This window comes from Micromonospora sp. NPDC047467 (assembly GCF_040643095.1).
In the GTDB taxonomy this organism is placed as follows: Bacteria; Actinomycetota; Actinomycetes; order Mycobacteriales; family Micromonosporaceae; genus Micromonospora.
Genome location: NZ_JBEYTO010000001.1, coordinates 802,994 through 826,910, shown reverse-complemented (window position 1 = coordinate 826,910; position 23,917 = coordinate 802,994). Strand labels below are relative to the sequence as shown.

The 23,917-nt window shown below is 71.9% G+C and carries 20 protein-coding genes; 8 read left to right on the top strand and 12 right to left on the bottom strand.

The window, feature by feature from the left end:
• Positions 1 to 53: 53 nt before the first annotated feature.
• The 7 genes from ABZ780_RS03430 to ABZ780_RS03400 form a co-directional block, all read right to left on the bottom strand.
• The gene (locus ABZ780_RS03430) at positions 54 to 2,723 is read right to left on the bottom strand and encodes a carboxylate--amine ligase/circularly permuted type 2 ATP-grasp protein (protein ID WP_357483738.1); all 2,670 of its coding nucleotides are present in this window, start codon (positions 2,721 to 2,723) and stop codon (positions 54 to 56) included.
• Positions 2,724 to 2,925: 202 nt separating this feature from the next.
• Positions 2,926 to 4,311: a cellulase family glycosylhydrolase gene (locus ABZ780_RS03425; RefSeq protein ID WP_357483736.1), complete on the bottom strand. Its 1,386-nt coding sequence runs from the start codon at positions 4,309 to 4,311 to the stop codon at positions 2,926 to 2,928.
• 140 nt (positions 4,312 to 4,451) lie between these two features.
• A complete protein-coding gene (locus ABZ780_RS03420; protein WP_357483733.1) occupies positions 4,452 to 4,934 on the bottom strand; it encodes an SRPBCC family protein in 483 nt (160 codons plus the stop codon).
• On the bottom strand, positions 4,931 to 5,281 hold the full coding sequence (locus ABZ780_RS03415; RefSeq protein WP_357483730.1) for a metalloregulator ArsR/SmtB family transcription factor: 351 nt from the start codon (positions 5,279 to 5,281) through the stop codon (positions 4,931 to 4,933). Before ABZ780_RS03415 ends, ABZ780_RS03420 begins: the two co-directional genes overlap by 4 nt.
• Positions 5,282 to 5,372: 91 nt before the next feature.
• Positions 5,373 to 5,954: a helix-turn-helix domain-containing protein gene (locus tag ABZ780_RS03410; RefSeq protein ID WP_357483728.1), complete on the bottom strand. Its 582-nt coding sequence runs from the start codon at positions 5,952 to 5,954 to the stop codon at positions 5,373 to 5,375.
• 2 nt (positions 5,955 to 5,956) lie between these two features.
• Positions 5,957 to 6,517, bottom strand: coding sequence for a hypothetical protein (locus tag ABZ780_RS03405; protein ID WP_357483726.1), 561 nt, complete (start codon positions 6,515 to 6,517; stop codon positions 5,957 to 5,959).
• A 51-nt stretch (positions 6,518 to 6,568) separates the two neighbouring features.
• Complete coding sequence (locus ABZ780_RS03400) at positions 6,569 to 6,928, bottom strand: hypothetical protein (RefSeq protein ID WP_357000104.1); 360 nt, start codon at positions 6,926 to 6,928, stop codon at positions 6,569 to 6,571.
• Between the two features lie 182 nt (positions 6,929 to 7,110).
• Here ABZ780_RS03400 and ABZ780_RS03395 point away from each other — a divergent pair, with 182 nt between their 5' ends.
• Entirely contained in the window at positions 7,111 to 8,088 is a 978-nt protein-coding gene (locus ABZ780_RS03395; RefSeq protein ID WP_357483723.1) for an aldo/keto reductase, read from the top strand.
• 82 nt (positions 8,089 to 8,170) lie between these two features.
• On the opposite strand, the gene ABZ780_RS03390 is transcribed toward ABZ780_RS03395, so the two are convergent.
• Both ABZ780_RS03390 and ABZ780_RS03385 read right to left on the bottom strand, forming a co-directional pair.
• Positions 8,171 to 8,914 (bottom strand): DUF2071 domain-containing protein, encoded by a 744-nt coding sequence (locus ABZ780_RS03390; protein ID WP_357483718.1) that lies wholly within the window; start codon positions 8,912 to 8,914, stop codon positions 8,171 to 8,173.
• A gap of 34 nt (positions 8,915 to 8,948) precedes the next feature.
• Positions 8,949 to 10,115, bottom strand: coding sequence for a winged helix DNA-binding domain-containing protein (locus ABZ780_RS03385; RefSeq protein ID WP_357483715.1), 1,167 nt, complete (start codon positions 10,113 to 10,115; stop codon positions 8,949 to 8,951).
• 201 nt (positions 10,116 to 10,316) lie between these two features.
• Between ABZ780_RS03385 and ABZ780_RS03380 the strand changes: the two genes are divergently transcribed.
• Together ABZ780_RS03380 and ABZ780_RS03375 are read left to right on the top strand one after the other, a co-directional pair.
• Positions 10,317 to 11,261 carry a sigma-70 family RNA polymerase sigma factor gene (locus ABZ780_RS03380; RefSeq protein WP_357483712.1) on the top strand — a complete coding sequence of 315 codons (945 nt, stop codon included), beginning with the start codon at positions 10,317 to 10,319 and terminating at the stop codon, positions 11,259 to 11,261.
• Positions 11,262 to 11,375: 114 nt separating this feature from the next.
• Complete coding sequence (locus ABZ780_RS03375; RefSeq protein WP_357000089.1) at positions 11,376 to 12,260, top strand: alpha/beta hydrolase; 885 nt, start codon at positions 11,376 to 11,378, stop codon at positions 12,258 to 12,260.
• 56 nt (positions 12,261 to 12,316) lie between these two features.
• Here ABZ780_RS03375 and ABZ780_RS03370 read toward each other — a convergent pair whose 3' ends face one another.
• A complete protein-coding gene (locus ABZ780_RS03370) occupies positions 12,317 to 13,897 on the bottom strand; it encodes a DHA2 family efflux MFS transporter permease subunit (protein ID WP_357000086.1) in 1,581 nt (526 codons plus the stop codon).
• Positions 13,898 to 14,239: 342 nt separating this feature from the next.
• Here ABZ780_RS03370 and ABZ780_RS03365 point away from each other — a divergent pair, with 342 nt between their 5' ends.
• Both ABZ780_RS03365 and ABZ780_RS03360 read left to right on the top strand, forming a co-directional pair.
• Positions 14,240 to 15,664, top strand: coding sequence for an aldehyde dehydrogenase family protein (locus ABZ780_RS03365; RefSeq protein ID WP_357000084.1), 1,425 nt, complete (start codon positions 14,240 to 14,242; stop codon positions 15,662 to 15,664).
• A gap of 94 nt (positions 15,665 to 15,758) precedes the next feature.
• Positions 15,759 to 16,592 carry a helix-turn-helix transcriptional regulator gene (locus ABZ780_RS03360; protein WP_357000081.1) on the top strand — a complete coding sequence of 278 codons (834 nt, stop codon included), beginning with the start codon at positions 15,759 to 15,761 and terminating at the stop codon, positions 16,590 to 16,592.
• A 55-nt stretch (positions 16,593 to 16,647) separates the two neighbouring features.
• Here ABZ780_RS03360 and ABZ780_RS03355 read toward each other — a convergent pair whose 3' ends face one another.
• Together ABZ780_RS03355 and ABZ780_RS03350 are read right to left on the bottom strand one after the other, a co-directional pair.
• Complete coding sequence (locus ABZ780_RS03355) at positions 16,648 to 19,179, bottom strand: ABC transporter permease (protein WP_357483709.1); 2,532 nt, start codon at positions 19,177 to 19,179, stop codon at positions 16,648 to 16,650.
• On the bottom strand, positions 19,176 to 19,934 hold the full coding sequence (locus tag ABZ780_RS03350; protein WP_357483705.1) for an ABC transporter ATP-binding protein: 759 nt from the start codon (positions 19,932 to 19,934) through the stop codon (positions 19,176 to 19,178). Before ABZ780_RS03350 ends, ABZ780_RS03355 begins: the two co-directional genes overlap by 4 nt.
• Before the next feature lie 146 nt (positions 19,935 to 20,080).
• On the opposite strand from ABZ780_RS03350, the gene ABZ780_RS03345 reads away from it, so the two are divergent.
• The 3 genes from ABZ780_RS03345 (at position 20,081) to sthA (ending at position 23,830) form a co-directional block, all read left to right on the top strand.
• Positions 20,081 to 21,277 carry a histidine kinase gene (locus ABZ780_RS03345; protein ID WP_357483703.1) on the top strand — a complete coding sequence of 399 codons (1,197 nt, stop codon included), beginning with the start codon at positions 20,081 to 20,083 and terminating at the stop codon, positions 21,275 to 21,277.
• Positions 21,274 to 21,912 carry a response regulator transcription factor gene (locus ABZ780_RS03340; protein ID WP_357483700.1) on the top strand — a complete coding sequence of 213 codons (639 nt, stop codon included), beginning with the start codon at positions 21,274 to 21,276 and terminating at the stop codon, positions 21,910 to 21,912. Before ABZ780_RS03345 ends, ABZ780_RS03340 begins: the two co-directional genes overlap by 4 nt.
• Positions 21,913 to 22,426: 514 nt before the next feature.
• On the top strand, positions 22,427 to 23,830 hold the full coding sequence (gene sthA, locus ABZ780_RS03335) for a Si-specific NAD(P)(+) transhydrogenase (RefSeq protein ID WP_357000067.1): 1,404 nt from the start codon (positions 22,427 to 22,429) through the stop codon (positions 23,828 to 23,830).
• The last annotated feature ends 87 nt before the right edge of the window (positions 23,831 to 23,917 follow it).

Sequence of the window (23,917 nt, the reverse complement as noted above, 5' to 3'; positions counted from 1 at the left end):
TCCAGATTTGGCGGACCGGGTTGCGTCCCGATGACATCTGGGTCAAGCGTGAGTTACGCCGGGAGCTGATCGGCTCCGCCGAGCAGCCAGGTGTCCTTCGACCCACCGCCCCGCGACGAGTTGACGATCATGCTGCCGGCCGGTGCCACCCGGGTCAGCGCCACCGGCGCGACCTCGGCCGTGTCGCCGAGGAAGACGAACGCCCGCAGGTCGACGTGCCGGGGTGCGAGGGCGGTGCCGTCGAACACCGGGTGGGTGGTGAGCGCGACCATCTCCTGGGCGATCCACCGGTGCGGCGCGGCGAGGATCTGCTCCCGGACGGCGTTCAACTCCTCCGCCTCGGCGCGCGGGCCGATCACCACCCGGTCCCCGCCGTACCCGTCGACCGGTTTGAGCACCAACTCGTCGAGCCGGGCCAGCACCTCGGCGCGCTGGTCGGGCAGCCCGCACAGGTATGTCGGCACGTCCGGAAGCAGCGCCTTCTCCCCCAGGTAGTACTCGATGAGCCGGGGCACGTACGCGTACAGCGCCTTGTCGTCGCCGACGCCGTTGCCGAGCGCGTTGGCCAGCGTGAGCCGTCCGGCGTGCACCGCGGCGAGCAGCGGCCAGCCCAGCGGCACCCCGTCGGCGCCCGGCGCGTGCAGCAGCGCCTCCTCGTCCATCCGCAGGTAGATCACGTCGACCTGGCTGCGGCGGCCCTCGCGCACCAGGCACACCCGGCCGTCCTCCACCAGCAGGTCGCTGCTCCCGGTCAGCGGCACGCCCATCTCGTCGGCGAGCAGCCGATGCTCGAACCAGGCCGGGTCGCCGGGGCCGCTGCTGAGCACCACCACGGCGGGGTCGTCGACGGCGGCGGGCGCGGCGGCGACAAGCGCCCGGTGCAGCATCGCGGGGGTCTCGTCGGCGGGCAGCAGGTCGTCGGGCACCGGCAGCTCCGGCAGGACCGCCCGGGTCAGCCGGCGGTTCTGCACCGCGTAGCCGAGGCCCGAGGGCACCCGCAGGTTGTCCTCCAGCACGTACCAGCCGCCGTCGGGGTCGCGGACCAGATCGGTTCCGGACACCTGGGCGCGGGTGCCGCGCCGGCCCATGAGCGCACCGGTGGGGCGCAGCCCGGGTGAGGACTCCACCACCCAGGCCGGCACCACGCCGTCGGCCACCACGGCCCGGTCGCCGTAGACGTCGCGCAGGAAGGCGTCGAGCGCGCGGGCGCGCTGCACCAGGCCGGTGCGCAGCGTCCGCCAGTCGTCGGCGGGCACCACCCGGGGCACCAGGTCGACCGGGAAGAGCCGGGTGCTCGCCTCACCAGCCACGCTGAAGGTCACGCCCCGGGCGCGCTGCTCCTCGTCGCGGTCGTGCTCGCGTTGGCGCAGGCCGCCGGCGCCGAGGCCGCGCAGGGCGGCGAGCAGCGGACGGTACGTCGGCTCCGGTCCGGCTGGGCCGAAGACCTCGTCGGCGGCGTCGACGTAGGTGGGCAGGGCGGGCGGTGGCGGCGCACCGGGGCCGGGTGCGCGGATCCTGCCCCGGGTCTCGTCGAGCAGCAGGTCGACCACGTCGGCCAGCCGGCCGCGCCGCTCGTACGCCCGCCGCTGCCGTGCCGCGGAGCTGCCGCGCCGCAGCGCGTACTCGGTCAGCTCGCGGATCTGCGCCCAGTCGCCGGTCGCCTCCAGCACCGGACGCAGGTCGGTGACCAGACGGCGGACCGCCTCGGCGGCCGGCACCGGTCGGGCCGAGCGGGGCAGGTCCAGCAGGTCGCCCTCCAGGCCGGAGCGGGCGGCCCGCCACACGGCGGCGCGCAGCACCGGTGGCCGTACGGCCGTGCGGTGCACCCCGGCGCGCAGAGCGGCGACCTCCCGGCGGACGATCGCCCGGAACAGGCCGGTGAGCAGGACGATGGTCTCGACGTCGGAGTTGGCGTCGGTGATGCGCAGCTCCACCGTGGGCACGTGGGCCGACGGCCGTACATCGAAGTAGATCATGGCGGGGTCGGTGATGGTGCCCGAGGAGATCAGCTCCGCGACCAGCGCCTCGTGGTCGGCCGCGCTGGTCACCTCGCCCGGGTCGCCGGCCGTGGGCCAGCGCTGCCAGACCAGCGAGCGGACACTGGCGTAGCCGCTGTCCTGGCCCATCCAGTACGGCGAGCTGGTGGACAGGGCGAGCAGGACCGGCAGCCACGGTTGGACCCGCCGGGTGACGGCGACCGCCAGGTCCCGGTCGGACACCCCGACGTGCACCTGCGCGCCGCAGATCAGCTGCTCCCGGGCGAGCAGCTGGTATTCGTCGACCATCCGCCGGTAGCGCGAGGTGGGGGTGACGCTCGGGTCGCCGTCGGCGCGCAGCGGCACCGTGCCGGCCGCGACGATGCCCAGCCCGGCCCGGTCGGCGACCTGGACCGCCGCCTGGCGCAGCCGGGTCAGCTCGGCGCGGATCTCGTCCAGGGTGCGGCAGACCGCGGTGTTGGTCTCCACGACACTGCGATGGAGTTCGGCGGTGAACGAGGTGGCCGGAAGCCGGTCGAGCAGCTCGCCCGCGCGGGGCACCAGCTCGCGGGTGTGCAGGTCGACGACGTGGAACTCCTCCTCCACACCGATCGTGGCCAGGTCCGCCGGGTCGGCGTCGCCCACCGGCGTGACCGGCTGGGCGCGGGATGCGGGCACCGTCCGGCCGTTGCCGGACCGGCCCACCGGCCCGTCGAAGGTCGCCGCGTTCGTGGTGTTGTCGGCCATGGTCACCCCGGTTCGCGTGTCGGTGTGTCGACTTGTCCGACGAGCGTTCCCAGGGTTGGTACCGGGGGTGTTTCCTGCGCGTTAAGGTGACGCGCCGTTCTGCCTGGGCCTGTTCAGCGAGATCGACACGAGATCGGCGATGTCGGGGTATCCCAAGGCGCGGATACCCCGACATCGCCGATCTTTGATCACGCCGAGCGGATCACCTCATGTTCTGGACCACGAACGGCGCGTGGCCGTGCAGGTAGTTGTTCCACCCGCCGGTCACCGGGGCGCCGGGGCTGAGCAAATTGGTGGTGTCGGTGCCGACGTCGAGCTTCCAGGCCGTCCAGGAGATGCCGTTGGCCTTCATCCAGTCGATCCACGACTGCGCCTCCGGCAGGCAGGCGCGGCCGTCCAGGCCACCGTCGGCGTGACTGGCGCCCCACTCGGTGACGAACAGCGCCAGGCCGGCCCGGATCGCCGCGTCACCCTTGGCCCGCAGCGACGCCCCGTGGGTGCACGAGTAGAAGTGCAGCGTGTACATGAGGTTGGTGCCGGAGAGTGGGCTGGCCGCCGCGACGTCGACGTCCTGCGACCAGGTCGGGGTGCCGAGCACGACGATGTTGTCCGGGTCGGCGGCGCGGATCGCGGAGACGACCGCCTGGTGGTACGGCTTGATGACGTTCGTCCAGCTCACCTGTAGTGGCTCGTTGTAGGGCTCCCAGATGACGTTGGGCAGGTGGCCGTAGCGGCGGGCCAGGTCGCCGAAGAAGGCGACCGCCTGGGACTGGTTGTTCTGCGCCTCGTGCGCGTGCCAGTCGACGATCACGTACACGCCGGCGGTGACCGCGTTGTTGATGATGGTCTCCACCTGGTTACGTGCCTTGACCGGGTCACTGAGGTACGCCCCGGCCGGCTCCACACCCATCGCCGCGCGGATCACCTGGAGGTTCCAGTTGTCGCGCATCCACCTCAGCGCGGAGAGGTTCTCGGCGTACGGGGCGGTCTCCCAGTTGAGCCACATGCTGCTGATGCCGCGCAGCTGCACCCGCGCGCCGGACTTGTCGCACATCGTCGTGCCGCACACCCGCAGCTGCCCGTGCCGCTCGACAGGCGTGCCGGTGGTCGGCGGCGGGCTCGTGGGCGGCGGGGTGGTCGGCGGCGGTGTCGTGGGCGCCGGAGTCGTCGGCGCGGGAGTGGTGGGCGTCGGGGGTGGGCCTCCGGCGCAGGACGTGCCGTTGACCGTGCAGTTGACCGGGGTGCCGGAGCCGTTGACGAGGAAGCCGAACGACGTCGACGCTCCGGCGGCCAGGGTGCCGTTCCAGGACACGTTGGTGAAGGTGTAGTGGCTGCCGGAGGTCGTCTGCTGCGCGTTCCACGACTGGCTGACGCTGGAGGAGGCCGGCAGGTCGAACTCGACGCGCCAACTGGTGATCTGCGCCGAGGTGTTGTTGGTGACGGTGACCTGGCCCTGGTAGCCGCTGCCCCAGTTGTTCGTCACGGAGAACACGGCGGTCGCGGCGCTGGCCGGCGTGGCGGCGATCGCCACCGCGCCAGCGATCAGGCCGGCGACGGCCAGCGACGTGACAAGTCTCAGTTTGCGCATGCTGAACCCGCTTCGGATCGACGGTGATGGTCTGAGGCGGGGCGGCGCCAGAGCCGACAATATCGATCTTCTGCGATACGTTCAAGGGTGCGCGGCCGCCCTTGAACGCGCCGGGGAGCGCGTGGGCGGAGCGCGAAAGCTCAGTTGGCCTTCATGAGCTCAACCAACTGGTCCAGTGCCGCACCCCATCCCTCGTGGAAGCCCATCTCCTCGTGCGACTTCTTCGCCGACGCGTCGGCGTGGATCGCGATGGCGGTGTACTTCGTGCCCGCACCGTCCGGCTCGATCCGGACCACCGCGGTGAACGGGAAGCCGTCCTGGGCGACCTGCGGGCGGAAGCCGGGCCCCAGGCCGGAGGTGAAGACCAGCATCGAACCCTCCTCGGCCACCAGGATGCAGCCGCTGCTCGGATATTCCTCGCCCTCGGGCGAGCGCATTGTCGTGTCGAACCTGCCGCCCGGCCGCAGGTCGATCTCACAGGCGACGGTCGACCAGGGCTTCGGGGTGAACCACCGCATGAGCAGCTCGGGCGTGGTCCAGGCCCGCCAGACCAGCTCCGGCGCCACGTCGACGGTGCGCTCCAGGACGAGATCGAGTTCGGGGTTCACGGTGTAGAAGGTCATCGCTGTTGCTCCTTCAGGTCGTAGAGAAGCGAGTCGAGTTGGTCGAGGCGTCGGGTCCACCGCGCCCGCTGCGCGGCGAGCCAGGTGTCGAGGCGCTCCAGCGACTGGGGCGCAAGCCGGTAGGTGCGAACCCGGCCCTTCTTCTCCGACGTCACCAGACCGGACTTTTCGAGGACGTGCAGGTGCTGAGTGAACGACGGCAGTGCCATGTCGAACGGACGAGCCAGGTCACTGGTCGTGGCCGGGCCTTGGCTCAGGCGTTCGACGACCTGCCGGCGGGTGGGGTCGGACAGCGCGTGGAACACCCGGTCGAGAGCGCTGCCCTCCTCCCCCGCACGCTTAGCCATGTGCCTAACTATGCAGAGCCATATTACTTAGGTCAAGGGCTAAGTGAGTTCGACGCGCCAGAGCGCCGCCGTCCACTCCGTGGGGAGCGGATCAGGCAGGACGCAGGGCGTTGAGCACCATGTCCGCGTACCGGCGCCAGACCGCCGGTTCGCGCTGATCCAGCACGATGAGCTGCCGCACCGCCCCGCAGAGGATCACCCGAATGTCCCGCTCGTCGACGTCCGGACGGATCAGACCGGACGCCCCGGCCGCCGCCACCAACCGTCCGATCTGATTCAGGATGCGCGCGGCGGGCAGCAGCCTGCCCTCGAAGAAGACATCAGCGAGGACCCTGTCGCGCGCGAGGCGTTCGAACAGGTCGGGGACGTAGGAACACAGCTCCCGGTACGCGTCCGCGCCGTCGAGCGCCGCGTTCGTGCGCTGCTCCAACTCCTGGAACTGCTCCCGTACGACCGCGATGATCAAGTCTTCCTTGCGGGGGTAGCTGCGGTAGACGGTGGCCCGGCCCACCCCGGCGCGCTCCGCCACCTGCGGAACGGTCACCTGGAGCCCTTGCTCGGTGAACAGCTCCCGGGCCGTCGCGATGACCCGCTCCTGGTTGCGGCGGGCGTCGATACGCCGACGCGGAGCGTCCGGGTCACTCGCCATCTGCGCGGCGTCGGGCGGGGTCATTGTCACAGTCTGCCCGGTCGGTAGTCGGCGATCAGCGGCTCATCGCCGTACACGGCGGTGACCTCGACGTTCAGCGCCGTGGCCACTCGGCCGAACGACCAGTAGTAGCCCACCACCTGGAGCACTTCGACGATCTCGCGCTCACTGAGGATGTGTCGCACCTGCTCAAAGAGGTCGTCGGGGACACGCGGCGACCGCACCACCTCGGCGGCAAACCGGATGAGCGTCCCGTCGTACGCCGAGAGGTCCGGACTGTCGATGTCCCGGCTGCCGATGATCTCGCGGGTGCGCTGGTCGACGCCGACCGCCTCGGATATCGGGCGGTGCTGGGCCGCCACGAACTCACTCTCCGCATACTCGGCCACGGTCAGGATGACGAGTTCCCGCGAGCGGGCGGGCAGCTCCAGTGAGGTGAACTGCGCCCTCGCGAGCTGGATGAACAGTTTCACCGTGGCGACCGAGTGGGTCATCATCTTGACCATCGGATCGGGTGGCAGCGCGGACAGGAAGTCGCGGACGTCGGCAGGAACCGCGTTCGGGTCGGGATCGGTAAGTCGGGGCATGGCTGTCTCTCCTGTGTTGTCGTCGCTCGCGTGCTGTCGTCGAGATGGGGTTCAGGCCGGGAGGTCGAACCCCGTCTCGCTGAGGTGGCGGAAGCGGCCGTCCTCGGCGTACGTCCCGAAGATCGCGATCTCCCGCTTGGCGGTCGATCCGTCGACCATGGTGATCTCGAAGACGTGGCGTTCGGCGTAGTGGAGGCCGTCACGCTGCTCGTCCAGGACTGTCACTGTGGCGCTGACGATCTGGCCGCGCACCTCTGTCACCATCTGGGCGAATTCGGCCCGGTTGATCGTCTTTCCGTCGCTGCGGTGGGTGTAGTCGGGGGCGTAGAACTCGTCCAGCGCCTCGGTCAGGTCGCGCGTCGGCTCGAAGGCCACCGCACGGAGAGCGTCGCTGATTCGCACCTGGGTCATGGGAACTCCTCGTCGGTCGGTGCCGGTCATATTCGGACTCCTGGGTCCGGTTAGCCTCGACCGTACCGGACTCCTGAGTCCGCATCCGGTGAGAGTCGTCACCGCCCCGCACGTCGGGCGGTCGCCGGACTCCGCGTCATGCGCCGCCGGCAGAGGGCACCCTCCGGCGTAGCGTGTCGCGTATGCGAACCACCACGCTGGGCAGTGCGGGGCCCGAGGTCGGCGTCATCGGCCTCGGATGCATGGGCATGAGCCACGGCTACGACATCACCGGCCCCCGCGACGACGACACGTCGATCGCCGTGATCCGACAGGCGCTGGACCTGGGTGCCACGTTGATCGACACGTCCGACGTGTACGGGCCGTACACGAACGAGGAGTTGGTCGGCCGGGCGCTGGCCGGCGGCCACCGGGAGCGGGCCGTCCTGGCCACCAAGGTCGGGCTGGTGGCCACCTCCCCGACCGGCGGCCCCGGCAACTCGCCGGCGATCGGCAACAACGGCCAGCCGGAGCACATCCGGGCGGCGATCGACGCCAGCCTGCGCCGGCTCGGCACCGATCACGTCGACCTCTACCAGCTGCACCGCGTCGACCCGCAGGTCCCCATCGAGGAGTCCTGGGGCGCGATGGCGGAGGTCGTCGCGGCGGGCAAGGCGCGGCAGATCGGGCTGTCCGAGGTGACCGTGGAGCAGATCGTGCGGGCTCAGGCGGTGCACCCGGTGGCGTCGGTGCAGTCCGAGCTGTCGCTGTGGACCCGTGACCCGTTGACCGAGGTGCTGCCCTACTGCGAGCAGCAGGGCATCGCCTTCCTGCCGTTCTCGCCGCTGGGTCGGGGCTTCCTCACCGGCCGGTTCGCGTCCTTCGACGACCTGCCCGCCGACGACTTCCGCCGTGGCCTGCCGCGTTTCCAACAGGACGCGCTGCGCGCCAACCTGGCCATCGTCGCCCGGGTCCGCGAGATCGCCGACCGGGCCGGGGCCAGCCCCGCGCAGGTCGCCCTCGCGTGGGTGGTCGCCCAGGGCGGCCAGGTCATCCCGATCCCCGGCACGAAGACGCCGAAGTACCTGGAGGACAACTGCGCCGCCGGCGACATGCGGCTCGGCGCCGAACACCTGGCCGACCTCGACGCCCTGCCCGCGCCCCAGGGAAGCCGCTACTGAGCATCCCCGCCCCGCCCGGCTGATCGCGGGCCGTCCTGATCAGCCGGTCGTCCGTGGCTCGGCTGATCGCGTACGCACGCGGTCAGCCGGGCGCGGCGGCGACGGCCGGCGAGCCGAACCGCACCCCGACACCGGGGGAATACAACACGCTGACCGGCGGCCCGTCCGGTGCCGGCAGCCCGGCGGCGGTGACCAACTCGTCGTCGAGGTGCAGCAACTCGGCCCGGTGCAGCGGCCAGCGTGGGTGCCAGTTCGGCAGGTGCAGGGTGCGCCCGTACGCGCGGGTGTGCAGCCCCCAGCGGGCGGTGACGAAGTGCTCCAGGGGCGTCGGCTCGGCGATCGGCTCCCCCACCCGCACGTCCATCCGGCTCGTCGTACCCGCCGGGCCGGGCCAGCGCCGCCGGCACCGGTAGGTGAGCCGGTCACCGTCGCGGGCCAACCGCATCGAGGACCAGAGGTACGGCAGGCGCAGCGTCGCCCGGGCGACCAGCACCGGCACCAGGCGGGACGCGTCCAGCGACCGGAACACCACCGCCCGCCGGCCGCTGTCGTCGACCGAGTAGAGCCGGACGTTGGTCTCCCAGAACGTGCCGAAGTACGGCACCCCCGGCCCGCGACCGAAGCCCAGCCCCACCATCCGGAAGCCGATCAGGCCGACGTAGCTGACGCCGTCCACCGTGTCCGGATGAGTGCCGGCGGGTAGCAACGGCGCGACCACCCCCGGTGCCACGGCCCAGTGCAGGAAGGTGAGGTCCTCCCAGCGCTGCCGCAGGACCGCCCCGGTGAACGTCTGTCGGGGCGCGCAGTCGACCGGTTCGATGTCCACGCCTCCATCCTGGCCCAGGGGGTCGACAGCGGCCTCACGCGTGCGGGCCGACACTCACCGTCCCCATGGTCAGCGAGGCTCTGCCCTCCAGGATCTGGCCGACCCGCTCGACCTCCTCCTCCAGCGCCCGCTGCCGGCCCGAGTCGAGCGCCCGCAACGGCTCGACCGTGACGTGGATCGCGCGGCCGGAGCGGCGTTGGTGCCACACTCCGGCGACCACCCCGTCGACCAGCAGCACCGGATAGTTGCCGGCCTGGCCACGAGACAGCGCCCGCTCGGCCGCGCCGCCGGGATAGAGCCGCTCACGCGGGCGGCAGCCGACCGCGTACGCGTCGAAGTAGGGCAGCAGCCGCAACCCGGACGGCCGGTCGTCCGGGAAGTCGGCGTCATCGGCGGCCACCCACGCCGGTGTGCCCTCCACCGTCACCTCGGCCAGGTCGACCGAGTCGAACAGCCACGTCGCCCACCGCACCGGCGCCGAGAGCCACTGGGCGAACTGCGCCGGGGTCGCCGGCCCGTACGCGAACAGGTAACGGCGGACGAGATCGGCCAGCGCGGCGCGGCCGGCCATCGGCGTGAACCCCGGCAGCCAGCGCGTCGGGCTGGTGTAGGTGGTGGCGCGGCCCCTGTTCGGGCCGAAGCAGATCACCCCGCCCCGGGTGGCGGCCGTCATCGCCGCGATCCACCGTGGCCACCGGTCCTGGAATGCCTCCATGACCCGTTCGCCCGCCCACGGGCCGGTGCGGGCGACGATCTCCTCGGTCAACTCGGCGGTCGTCAACTCGGCCTCGGCCAACGCGTCACCCATGGCGGCGAGGACCTGCTCGGTCTGCTCGGGCGTCAACAGGTCGCGGCTCTGCTCCCACGCCGGAGCCGGCAACGCGGTAAGCGCGCCGATCCACATCGGCAGGTCCGCGGCGGCGAGCAGATGCACCGTCCCGCGCGGCCCACGGGTCTTGACCAGGGTGCGATCCCTCCAGAGCGCCTGTCGCACGTGGGCTCGGGTGGCACCCGGGACCCGCAGCCCGACGGACAACTCGGCGGCGGAGGCGACCTGGGCGTGCGCGCCGCACATCGCGGACACCACGTCGGCGACGCCCTCGGCATCCGGTGCCGAGGGTGACCCGGGTGACGCCGACGCCGAGAGCCCGTGCCGGGCAAGACGCCGGGCGGACACCCGCGCCCAGCTCAGGTCGGTCATCGCGGGCTCTCGCGGAAGGCGCGGGTCCTCATGCCGCCACGCTACGAGCGGGGTACGTCAGTTTCCGACCGGTATCGCCGGCAGGGGCGCTGGCCTGGGCCGCAGCCCATCACCCGCCGTAGGCTGGTACGGCGGCGCGGCCGAGCAAAACGCCCAGACCGCCATAGATGGAACGCCTCGGAACGTACAGGAGGACGTAGCGTGACGCAGGGTGACGCAGAGCTGGTTGTGCTCGCGCAGGCGGGCGACGCGGCGGCGCTCGGCGCGCTGCTGGCCCGCCACGAAGCCGCCATGCGGGCCGTCGCGCTGAGCATCCTCGGGTACGGACCGGACGCCGAGGACGCGGTCCAGGACGCGATGGTGGTGGCGTTGCGCCGCATCGGGGAGGTCCGCGATCCGAACGCCGTCGGCCCGTGGCTGCGTGCCATCGTCCGCAACAACAGTCGGACGACGCTGCGCCGGCCCCGGCCGGTCCCGGTCGCCGAGCCGGAGTGGTTCGCCGGCCCCGCCGACACACCCACCCCAGAGGAGGCACTGGACCGGGGCGCGATGCGCGACTGGGTGTGGCACGCCATCGGGCAGTTGTCCCCGACTGACCGGCTCGTCACCCTGCTGCGGTATTTCAGCGACGCGTCGTCGTACGAGCAGATCGCGGCCGTCTGCGGCGTGCCGGTCGGCACCGTCCGCAGCCGCCTCAGCCACGCCCGCCGTGCGCTCGCCGGCGGTCTGCGATCGGAGGCGACCGCGGCGCATGCCGACGTCACCGCGTCGAGCGACGCCCGGTGGCGCGAGGGCCTCGACATGATCGCCATGGCGATGAACGGCGACTTCGACCAGGTGGTCCGCGAGAGCTGGTGGGCGGACGCCGAGATGATCGTGCCGGGTGGCCGGCGCGGCGGCCGTGACCTGGCGGTCGCCGGCATGACCCGCGACCTGACCGCCGGGGTACGCCAGCGGTTGCGCAACGTCGTGGCCAGCGGCGACGTGCTGATCTGGGAAACCGACCTGATCAGCCCGCCCGACGACCCGGAGCACTGCCCACCCGCAGCGCTGTGGTTGCAGGAGTTGCGTGAGGGCCGGGTGCGCCAACTCACCCTCTTCCACCCCGTCGCGCCTCGGGAGATCCGCCAGCCGGCGCTGGCCTGAGAAAAACTCTTCCATCCGAGCGAACTCTTGGCCCGACCCACGCGTCTGGTCCGCGTCATTCACCAGCCGCCGTGTCGGCACGCGCCACACGGGTCTCGGATCGGGAGATAGCTCATGGGTTCCATCAGCCACGACGTCAGCGCCCTCGCACCGGGCGCCCACACCTTCACCGTCGACGGCGTGCGGCAGGTCTACCACGTCGCCGGCACCGGCCCGGTGTGCGTGGCGCACTCCGGCGGCCCCGGCATCGAATGGGCCTACCTGCGGACGCCGAGCCTCGAAGAGCACTTCACGATGGTGTACGTCGAGCCGGTCGGCACCGGCGCCTCGGGGCGGCTCGACAACGCCGACGACTACCGCCTCGACACGTACGTCCGGTTCCTCGACGCCGTCGTCGAGCACCTCGGGGCGCCCCGGGTGTACCTCCTCGGGCACTCGCACGGCGGTTTCGTCGTCCAGCGGTACGCGCTGACGCACCCACTCCGGGTCGCCGGTCTCGCCCTGTACGACACCTCACCCGTCACCGGCGCCGAGTTCTGGGCCGAGGCGATGGACGCTCTCGCCGCGTACCCGCAGCGGCACCCGGATCGGCCGGAGGCGGCGGCGATGCCGGCTGCCTTCGCTCAGATCGGCGCCGCCACCGACGACGAGACGTTGGGCGCCGCGCTGCGTGCGGCCGTGCCGGTCTACTTCGCGGACTTCTGGGGCCGGCGGGACGAGTTCGCCCCGTTCCAGGCGGCCGTGCGGATCTCGGCGGCCCCGGCGGGCGCGCAGGACCCCACCGGATTCGATGTGCGGGGCGACCTGGGTGAGATCACCGTGCCCGCCGTGGTGGTCGTGGGCGCGCACGACTTCATCTGCGGCCCCCGCTGGGCCGAGCAGCTGCACGCGGGTCTCAAGGACTCCCGCCTGGTGGTGCTGGAGAACAGCGGTCACTTCGGGCACATCGAGCAGCCCGCGGAGTTCACCGCGGCCGTGGTGGAGCTGCTCCAGCGCTGAAAGCACACCGCCGCGCCCGACACCGCAAGGGGCGTCGGGCGCGGCAGTGCGCTCGCTCAGTGGATGACGACGGGCGGCCTGGCCGGCTCGGCCTGGTCGTCGAGCGGCTGCGCGGGCCGACGCCGCCGCTGCAGCAGGGCGGCCGGGATGAACGTGGCCACCACCAACGCGAACGCCACCCAGAACGTGTGGGCGAACGACTTCGCGGCGAAGTCGAGCCCGCGCTCGATGACCGACGGGTCCACCGGGAACTGCTGGAGCACCTCCGGCCGCTGCTGGGAGGCGATGGCCAGGCCGGCCTCGGTGATCGGCTTGCCGTCCGGGTCCACCGCACCGGGGATCGGCCGGGAGCCGTTCAGCTCGTTGGTGAGGATCACCGACATCACGGCAGCGCCGATCGACCCGCCGATCTGCTGGAGGATGTTGACAAGCGTCGAGCCGCGCGCCACCTCCTGCGCCTGCAATGTCCGCAGCGCCGACGTCATGATCGGCATCATCGTGCCGCCCATGCCCAGGCCCATCACGAACAGCGACGCGCCGAGCAGCCAGTACGAGGTCTCCGGGTCGACCTGCGTGAAGCTGAAGAACCCGATCACGATCAGCGCCAGCGCGAACGGCACGGTGCGACCGATCGGCACCCGGTCGGCGAGCGTTCCGGCGATCGGCATGGTGATCATCGCGCCGAGCCCCTGGGGTGCGATCAGCAGGCCGGCGGCCAGCGTCGACTCGCCCCGCACCTGCAGGAAGTAGCTCGGGAACAGCAGGCCGGCACCCATGAACGCGATGATGAACACGAACAGGGTCAGCGAGGCGATGGTCAGGTTGCGGTTGCGGAACAGCCGCAGGTCGAGCAGCGGGTGCTGGGGCTTGAAGGAGTAGAGCACGAAGGCCACCAGCAGCGCGCCGCCGACGAGCATCGGCCCCCACACCTTGGTCTCACTGAAGGTGCCCGCCTCCGGCAGCGACGAGACGCCGTAGAGGAAGAGGGCGAGGCCCGGCGAGAGCATCAGCATGCCGAGGAAGTCGAACGACTCCGACGGCTCGGGCGCGTCCTTCGGGAGCGCGACCTGCGCGTAGATCAGGGCGATGACACCGATCGGCAGGTTGATCAGGAAGATCCAGTGCCAGCTCGCCACGTCGATCAGCCAGCCGCCGAGGATCGGGCCGCCGATCGGGCCGAGCAGCATCGGGATGCCGAGGACGGCCATCAGCCGGCCGATCCGGTGCGGCCCGGCCGCCCGGGTCATGATGGTCATGCCCAGTGGCATGAGCATGCCGCCACCGAGGCCCTGCAGGACGCGGTAGGCGATCAGCTCGCCGATCGAGTCGGCGGTCGCACAGAGACCGGACCCGATGGTGAACAGCGCGAGCGCCACCATGTAGAGGCGTTTGGTGCCGAACCGGTCGGCCGCCCACCCGCTGAGCGGGATCACCGTGGCCAGCGCGAGGGTGTAGCCGGTCATCGTCCACGCGACTCGCGCGAGGGACGCGTCGAACTCGCTCTGGAACGTGGGCAGCGCGACGCTGACCACCGTCACGTCGAGAATCGACATGATCGCGCCAAGGACGACGACGCCCGCCACCTTGAGCACCGCGGCGTCGAGTCTGTCCGATGTCGCGACAGATTGCTGTGTCACAAACTCTCCTGAGGTCGGTTGAGCACGCGTTGGTCGGCGGTGGCGGCGATGCCGCGCCCACCAGGCGCGGAGCGCGACGTACCGAGGCGACGACGCGCGCAGGCAGACTAGCCGTCAGTTGTGACGGTTCGCCGCCAGGTTTCGTGACGCCGAGCGGCGCCGGATCCGTCCGGCCGTTCGATTACGGTCGGTTGTCGGGGTGTCAATCAGTCGGCGAGGCGATCAAGCCGTCGGCCAGCACCGAACGGCAGGCGACCCGAGGCCCAGCGCTCAGCCAGGGACCGCGAATCCGTGGATGAACCGCACCTGGTTGGGGGTTCGGGACGGTGCCACGGTCGGTGCATGACCACTTCCACCCACACCGTCACCGGCCACTGGATCGGTGGCGAGACACTCGCCGGCTCGGCCGGCACCCTTCCCGTCGTGAACCCGGCGACCGGCGACCTCGTCGCCGAAACCCCGGCCGGCACCGCCGCCGACGTCGACCGGGCCGTCGCCGCCGCCCGGGCGGCCTTCCCCGACTGGGCGGCGACCGCCCCGGCGCAGCGGGCCGAGGTGCTGCGCCGCCTGGGCGCCGGCCTCGCCGCCCGCAAGGAGGAGATCGCGGCGGTGATCACCGCCGAGATGGGCTCCCCGATCGGGATGTCCCGGACCGCTCAGGTCGCCTTCCCCGCCGCGGTGATCGAGTCCGTGGCCGGCCTGGCCGACGACTTCGCCTGGACCGAGGAGGTCGGCAACTCGCTGATCGTCCGCGAGTCGATCGGCGTGGTCGGCGCGATCACCCCGTGGAACTTCCCGCTGCAGCAGATCGTCTCCAAGCTGGCGCCGGCGCTGCTCGCGGGCAACACGATGGTCTTCAAGCCGTCCGAGAACGCCCCGTTGACCGCGCGGATCCTCGCCGAGGTGGCCGCGGAGGCGGGCGTACCGGCGGGCGTGTTCAACGTGGTGTACGGCACCGGGGCGGTCGTCGGTGAGGCGATCTCCGCCCACCCGGACATCGACATGATCTCCTTCACCGGCTCCACCCGGGCCGGACGACGCATCTCCGAGGTGGCGGCGCAGACCGTCAAGCGGGTCACGCTGGAGCTGGGCGGCAAGGGCGCGAACATCATCCTCGACGACGCCGACCTGCCCGCTGCGGTCACCACGGGCATGCTGATGGCGTTCGCCAACGGCGGGCAGGTCTGCGGCGCGTGGCCCCGGATGCTCGTGCCCGCCTCCCGGCAGGACGAGGTCGTCGCACTGGCCGTCGAGGCGGCCCGGCAGCACACCGTCGGCGACCCGACCGACGAGACCACCCGGATCGGGCCGATGGCGTCCGAGGCGCACCGCCAGAAGGTGCTCCGGTACATCGAACGGGGCATCGCCGACGGTGCCCGCCTCGTGTTCGGTGGCCCGGACCGGCCCGCCGGCCTGCCGAACGGCGCCTACGTCCAGCCGACGATCTTCGCCGACGTCGACCCGACGTCCGCGATCGCCCAGGAGGAGATCTTCGGCCCGGTGCTGACGATCATCCCGTATGCCGACGAGGACGAGGCCGTGGCTATCGCCAACGGCACGCTGTACGGGCTGACCAGCGGCGTCTTCGGAGAGCCGGAGCACGCGCTGGCGGTCGCCCGGCGGCTACGCGTGGGCCAGGTCGACGTCAACGCCGGCCACTGGAACCCGCTCGCGCCCTTCGGCGGCTACCGACAGTCCGGCAACGGCCGCGAGTTCGGCCGCTTCGGTCTGGAGGAGTTCCTGGAGATCAAGTCCATCCAACGCTGAGTCGCCGGGTACCCCGGAACACCACACCGGGGTACGCCTGTTGCAGTCGACGTGCCGGTCCCGCCGGTCCGCCCGGGTGAAGGAGAAGCCAGCCGTGAACCGCGCCGAACTCGCCAGTTTCCTGCGGACCCGACGCGAGGCGCTCCAGCCCGAGGACGTGGGGCTGCCCCGGGGCCAGCGCCGGCGTACCGGAGGGTTGCGGCGCGAGGAAGTCGCCACGTTGAGCGGTATGTCCACCGACTACTACAGTCGGCTGGAGCAGCAGCGGGGTCCGCACCCCTCCGCCCAGATGCTCGCCGCGCTGGCCCGGGGCCTGCGGCTCTCCCTGGCCGAGCGGGACCACCTGTTCCAGCTCGCCGGCCACGCCGTCCCGCACCGGTCGGTCCGGGCCGACCACGTCAACCCGGGGATGATGCGGATCCTCGACCGGTTGCAGGACACCCCCGCCCAGGTGGTCAACCACCTCGGCGAGACCCTGGCCCAGACCGCGTCGGCGATCGCGCTGCTCGGTGACGAGACCCGGCACACCGGGCTGGCGCGCAGCGCGCACCACCGCTGGTTCACCGACCCCCGGGTTCGGCAACGGCACCCGGCGCAGGACCACGAGACGCAGAGCGGCCTCCTCGTGGCGCACCTGCACGCGGCGTACACCCGGGATGGCCGGGGTTCGCGGGCGGCGACGATCGTCGACGACCTGCTGGCCCGGAGCCCGGAGTTCACCCGGCGGTGGCAGGAGCACCCGGTGCCGGGCGGCTACTGCCCGGCGAAGCGCTTCCTCCACCCGGAGGTCGGGGCACTGGAGCTGCACTGTCAGACCCTGGTGGATCCCGACCAGTCCCAGACGCTGCTGGTCTTCACGGCCGTGCCCGGGTCGGAGAGCGACGAGAAACTGCGGCTGCTCTCCGTCATCGGCGCCCAGGTCGTCTGAGACCGCACCCAGCGGGTCGGCACCGAGAGACTCGGCACCGACCCGCCACCGTGGCTCAGCCATCGGCCCCCAGCGCCACCACCGGGCTGACCCGCGACGCCCGCCGGGCCGGCAGGACCCCGGCCAGCGCGGTCAGCACGACCAGCGTCACGAAGAGCCCGACCAGTGGCAGCACCGGCACGGTCAACGGGGCGTTGATCCCGAGGGACTGCACCGCGACCCAGGCGTACGGGACGCCGAGCAGCAGGCCGAGGGTCGCACCGACCACCCCGTAGAGACCGGACTCGACGGTCAGCATCGTGCGCAGGCCGGTGCGGGACAGACCGATCGCGCGGAGCAACCCGGATTCGCGTACCCGTTCCACCACCGAGAGCGCCGTCGTGGAACCCACGCCGACGACCGCGATCAGCACGGTCAGGCTGACCAGACCGACGCCGAGCCAGACCAGGGTGCGCACCACCTCGTCGTTGCGGTCCCGTTCATCGGCGAGCACCACGAGGCCCACCCCGTCGTTGTCCCCGATCGCGGCACGCAACGCCCGCACACCCGCGGTCCGACCGTCCTCACCGGACTCGGCCGCGTCGGCCAGCAGACCCGTGTACGCGGCCGGCACGCCGAGCTGGTCCAGGTCGGCCGGGTCGGTGAGAATGCCGGCGCGCAGCGGGCCGTCGCCGCCCAGGACCGCCGCCACCCGCACGTCGACCCGGCGCGTGGCGATGGCGAGGGTGACGGCGTCGCCGGCCCGCAGACCGGTGTCCCGGGCAACCCACCTGTCGAGCACGATCCGGCCGGGGCCGCGATCGGCCAGCGCGCCCTGGGCCACGTCCAGGTCACCGGTGGTCGGCAACGCGCTCAGGTCCAGGTCGTTCGTCACATAGCTGGACTCGACGTCGCCCAGCTTGTCGGCACCGCGCATGAGCGTGACGTCGCCGACCCGCCGGTACGGCACCACCCGGGCCAGCGTGCCCCGCGCCGCCTCGACCCGGGTCACGACATCCGCCGGCAACGGCTCACCGTTGCCGACGACCTCGAAGTCGGTCGGCGCCGACAGCGCCAGCTCGCGGTCGGCGAGGACCTGCAACGACGCACCGCCGATGATCACCCCGGAGATCAGGGTCACGCCGAGCGCCACCACGACGGAGACCGCCGCGGCCCGACGCGGCGCCCCGCCGACCCCGCCGACCGACATCCGCCCGAGCGGCCCGAGCTGGCGCAGCGGCCAACCCACCACGGCCAGCACGGGACGCACCAGCAGCGGCCCGAGGGCCACCAGCGCGAAGAATGCCAGCGTGCCGGACCCGACCAGCAGGAGCAGTGGCACTAGCGGGTCGTACGTCGTCTGCTCAGGCTTCGGCAACCGGCTGATCGCCACGACGGCGGCCAGGACCGCGCCGGCGACCAGGAGCAGCCCGGACACGAGGCGCAGCACCCCGATGCCGCGCCGGCCGGCCGTGATGCTCGCCGTCCGCAACGCCTCCAGCGGGGACACACGGGCCGCCGAGAGCGCCGGTGCCAGGACGGCCAGCACCGTGATCACGACCGCGCCGATCACCACGGCTACCGCCGCCGCGAGCGGCGGGGCCGGCGACGAGACGGCGTGACCGGCGGAGCGCAGGATCGCCGGCAGCGCGACGCCGAGAGCGAGAGCAGCGGCGACCCCCGTGACGCCGGCCACGAGCCCGGTCAACGCTCCCTCGGCGGTCATCGCCACGGCCAGGGTGCCTCGGCCCGCGCCGACCGCGCGCAGCAGCGCGAGCTGCCGCATCCGCTGGGCGAAGACGATCCGGAAGGTGGAGGTCACCACCAGCGCTGCCGCCACGACCGCGATCGACACGAACACGCCGACCAGGATGAACAGGGTCGCGACCTCTGTGGCCGCGGCGTTGGCCTCCGCCTCGCGTACCTCGTCGCCGGAGCGGATCGGCTGGCCGGCGACCGCTGCGGTCACCCGCTGGTGCACGGCCTCCGTCGACTCGCCGGGTGCCACCCGAACGTCGACGCGATCGACGGTGTTCAGGCGCGCCCAGGAGGTCACGGCGCTGTCCGGGGCGTACGCGTCGAAACCGGAGTCGGCGTTGGTGTCCACGATGCCGGTCACGACGAGGCGGGCGGGCGCGGTGAGTTCACCGCCCTCGCCGCTGACGGTGCTGCCGACCGACAGCCCTGCCCGCTGGGCGGTACGGGGCGTGACCGCGATCTCGCCGGGCCGGGCCGGATAGCTGCCCTCGACGACGGTGACCCTGCTCAGCGGGCCGGTGCCCGGATCGGCCTGGAGGTTGACGTACCCGTCGTCGACGGACACCCCGATCTCCACCCGGCCCACCGCCTCGGCCACACCGGGCACGGCGCGCAGCCGCGCCAACTCCGCCACGGTGGGCGGGGGCTCGTCGTTGCTGCCGATCACCAGGTCGGTGGCGGCCGGGGTGCCGCTCAGGTTGTCCCGCACGGTCCGTTCGGTGATCCCCTGCACCAGCACGGTGCCGAAGACGACGAAGGACGCGACCAGGATCGCCAGACCGGTCAGGATCAGCCGGCCCGGCCGCCGGGCGGCGGCGCTCATCTGGCTACGCAGCACGGTCGCCCTCATGCGCGGGCCGCCAGATCACGCAGCGCGTCGGTGACCGACACCTGGTCCGGCTTGTCGATCTCGCCGGCGACCCGGCCGTCGGCGAGCAGCACCACCCGGTCGGCGTACGCGGCGGCGATCGGGTCGTGGGTGACCATGACGACGGTCTGGCCGAGGTCGCGGACCGAGTCGCGCAGGATGGTGAGCACCTCCGCGCCTGAGCGGGAGTCGAGGTTGCCGGTCGGCTCGTCGGCGAAGACCACCTCGGGCCGCGCCACCAGCGCCCGGGCCAGCGCGACCCGCTGCTGCTGACCGCCGGAGAGCTCACTGGGCCGGTGGCCCAGCCGCTGGCCGAGCCCCAGCACGTCGACCAGGTGCGCAAGGAGAGCAGCGTCGGGCTGCCGGCCGGCGAGATCCAGCGGGAGGGTGATGTTCTGCGCGGCGGTGAGCTGCGGCAGCAGGTTGAAGGACTGGAAGACGAACCCGATCCGGTCGCGGCGTACCCGGGTCAGCGTGCGGTCGGACTGCCCGGTGAGGTCGGTGCCGCCGAGCAGGACCCGGCCGGAGGTGGCCGTGTCCAGGCCGGCGAGGCAGTGCATCAGCGTCGACTTGCCGGACCCGGACGCGCCCATGATCGCGGTGAACTCGGCCCGGCCGAAGCCCACCGACACCCCGTCCAGGGCGCGGACGGCGGTGTCGCCGCTGCCGTACACCTTCACCAGGTCGACCGCGGCGACCGCGGCGTGGCTGGTCTGAGGCGGGGCGTGGGTTGTCATTGTTCCTCCAGTGGCTGCGATGTGACCGGGAAAGCGTCGCCGCCACCGGCGGGCGGGCGCATCGGTCCGGGGCCGGGTATCGCCGGCGTCGGGTCTGCCTTTCGGCTGATCTGTCATCTCCGCCCGGCTGGCTACGCTGGGTCATCATGAGCGCGCCGGATCTTCGACGTTGGTGGGTACGCCTGGCCCAGGCTGCCGGGCTGGTGGCCTTTGGGCTGCTCGCCCTCTTCGACCTCACGGTCAGCGCGACCGATGGCCTCGGCATCACCGCTCTCGTACTCCTGCTGGTGTCGATGGGGTTGGCGGTGGCGACGGTGCCGCTCTGGCTTCCGGTGCATCGGCTGGGTTCCCACCGGCTGCCGCTGGCCGCGCTGGCACTCGCCACCGTCTCACTGGCGGTGACCGCAATGCTGGTGGTTCTCACCGGCGGCACCGTGTTCGCCCGCACCTGGGGGCTCGCCGAGTCGGCCGGGTTGATCGGGGTGGTCTTCGTGGTGAGCCGCTGGGGCGCACCCCGGTTCGCCCTGTGGGCGGCGATGGCCGCCGGGCTCGCCGTCGCCGCGATGCCGCTGCGCATCGGCACCGACAGCCTGCTCGTGATCTTCGGTCTGCTCCAGGCGCTCGCGGCGGTCGCTGCCGCCGGGGTGGGGCTCTATCTGCGGGTGATCGCCGCCGGTCGGGACCGGGCGATCGCGCTGGTCAGGGCCGAGCAGCGTGCGGAGTTCGCGCGTGACCTGCACGACTTCATCGCCCACCACGTGACAGGCATCGTGGTGCAGGCGCAGGGTGCGCGGTTCGTCGCCGAGCAGGATCCGCGTCGGGTGATCGTCGCCCTGGAGCAGATCGAGCGGGCCGGCGCCGAGACGATGGCCTCGATGCGGAGGATGGTGGGGGTCCTGCGGAACCCGGACGCACCGCCGGACGCACCGCTGGCCCCGCTGGCCGGGGTGATCGACCTGGCGCCCCTGCTGTCCGGGTTCAACGGCACGGCGAGCGCGCCGGCACGGCTGCACGTCGACGGTGACCTGGAAGGACTGCCGGTGGAGGTGTCGACCTCGGCGTACCGGGTGGTGATGGAGGGGCTGACCAACACCCGCCAACATGCCCCGGATGCGCGATCGGTGGACGTGTCCGTGCGCCGTACACCGGACTGGCTGCTGGTCCGGGTGGCCGACGACGGCGCGACCCCCCGCACCGCGCCGGCCCGAGGGCACGGTTTCGGCCTGCTCGGCCTCACCGAGCGGGTACGCGCCCTCGACGGCACGATCACCGCCGGGCCGGGCGTCGGCGGCGGCTGGGTGCTCGACGCCGCGTTCCCGTTGCGCTCGGCGGTGGGGCGATGATCCGGGTGCTGATCGCCGACGACCAGGCGATGGTGCGGACCGGCTTCGGCATGATCATTGAGGCACAGCCGGACATGGCGGTGGTCGGCGAAGCCGCCGACGGAGTCGTCGCGGTCGAGATGGCCCGGCGCCTGCGCCCGGACGTGGTGCTGCTGGACATCCGGATGCCCCGCCTCGACGGTCTGGAGGCGCTGCGGCTGCTCGCCGGGCCGGGCGTCGCCGACCCGATCCGGGTCGTCGTGGTGACGACCTTCGACCTCGACGAGTACGTGCACACCGCGCTCGCCAACGGCGCCTGCGGCTTCCTGCTCAAGGACTCCGGCCCGGCGCTGCTGGTGGAGGCGGTCCGCGCGGCCGTCTCCGGTGAAGCGCTGATCAGCCCGTCCATCACGGTACGGCTGCTGGAGCACCTCAGCCGGCCCGCGTCGACGCACGACGACGCCGGGTTGTCCCCACGGGAACTCGACGTCGTGAAGCTGGTCGCCCGGGGCCTGACCAACGCCGAGATCGCCGCCCGACTCTTCATCGCCGTCGGCACGGTCAAGACCCACCTGGCCAGCGTGCAGATGAAACTTCCGGCCCGGAACCGGGTCGAGATCGCCGCCTGGGCCTGGGAGCGCCGCCTCGTCGGTTAGGGCGGGTCCGGCAACAGGGGCTGACCGGCACGCCGGGGCGCGGCCTAGCAGACGCGCGCTCGCGGACGCGGCCTCGCCGGGTGTGGCCTCGCCGACGCGGGCTCGCAGGGGGATGGATGTGGGTGCGGCGCCCTTTGGAGCTGATGCCGTAAACGATTCGGCCGCACTGTCTGGGATCGCGGATCGTGAACTACGCCCACCTGGTCCGGTCGGTGATGTCGGCCCCGCCGAAGTCCGCTGGCGGCGTCCGCCAGGGGTGAAGTCGGCCCGCTGACGTCCGCCCGATGACGTCCGGGTGAAGTTGGCCGGCGATGTCGCAAACGATTCAGCTCCAAAGGCAGCGACCGACACATCCCCCACCGACGCGAACGGCTCGTTCCCTGTGCCGGCTTTGGAGAGCGGCCCCCTCGGGCAACCGCGCGCCGCACCGGAGGAGGAGTGTCGGCGCCTGCGCGGGCGGACGAGCAACGATCGGCTCTGGCGCGCTCGCCGACATCTTGGGACGCTAGCGATCATGTATGACTACGACCTGTTGGTGCTGGGCTCCGGACCCAGTGGTCAGAAGGCCGCGATCGCCGCCGCCAAGCTCGGCAGGCGGGTCGGCATCGTGGACCGCCGCGACATGATCGGTGGGGTGTGCATCAACACCGGCACCGTCCCCTCCAAGACACTGCGCGAGGCCGTGCTCTATCTGACCGGCCTGAGCCAGCGGGATCTCTACGGCAGCAGTTACCGGGTCAAGGAGGAGATCACGGTCAGCGACCTGGCCGCCCGGACCCAGCACGTGATCACCCGGCAGACCGACGTCATCCGCAACCAGCTCGCCCGCAACCGGGTCGCGATGATCACCGGGACCGGGCGGTTCGCGGACGCCCACTCCATCTGGGTGGACGCCGGCTCGGGGCGCGAGTCCAAGGTGACCTTCGACAAGGCCATCATCGCGGCGGGCACCCGCCCGGCCCGGCCGGACAGTGTCGACTTCGACGACCGGACCATCGTGGACTCCGACGGCGTCATCAACCTCCAGGCCGTACCCCGCAGCATGGTCGTGGTCGGCGCGGGTGTGATCGGCATGGAGTACGCGTCGATGTTCGCCGCGCTCGGCACCAAGGTGACAGTCGTGGAACGCCGCGACCGGATGCTCGACTTCTGCGACGAGGAGGTCGTCGAGTCGCTCAAATACCACCTGCGCGACCTGTCCGTGGCGTTCCGCTTCGGCGAGGAGGTCGCCGCCGTGGAGAAGCACCAGACCGCCGCGCTGTGCATCCTCAAGAGCGGCAAGAAGATCGTCGCGGACACGGTGATGTACTCGGCCGGCCGGCAGGGCCAGACCGACGACCTGGCTCTGGAGGCGGCCGGGCTGGAGGCGGACCGACGCGGCCGGATCGCGGTCGACGCCAACTACCGCACCCCGGTCGACAACATCTACGCGGTTGGCGACGTGATCGGCTTCCCGGCGCTGGCGTCCACCTCGATGGAGCAGGGCCGGCTGGCCGCGCAGCACGCCTGCGGCGAGCCGATCCGCGAGATGCACGGCCTCCAGCCGATCGGCATCTACACCATCCCCGAGATCAGCTTCGTCGGGCAGACCGAGGCGCAGCTCACCGACTCCTCGACGCCGTTCGAGGTGGGCATCGCGCGGTACCGCGAGCTGGCTCGTGGCCAGATCGTGGGCGACTCGTACGGGATGCTGAAGTTGCTCGTCTCCCCCGACGACGGCCGGCTGCTCGGGGTGCACGTGTTCGGCACCGCCGCCACCGAGATCGTCCACATCGGGCAGGCCGTGATCGGCTGCGGCGGCACGATCGACTACCTGGTGGACGCGGTGTTCAACTACCCCACCCTGGCCGAGGCGTACAAGGTGGCCGCCCTGGACGCGTCCAACAAGATCCGCAACATCACCCGCATCGACGGCTAGTCTCCGCCGGTCAGCCGGGCCTGCGGGCCATCCCCGGTCACCCGTTGGCGGGATGCCCCGGCGACCGTCTCCGATGCCAGAATTTCC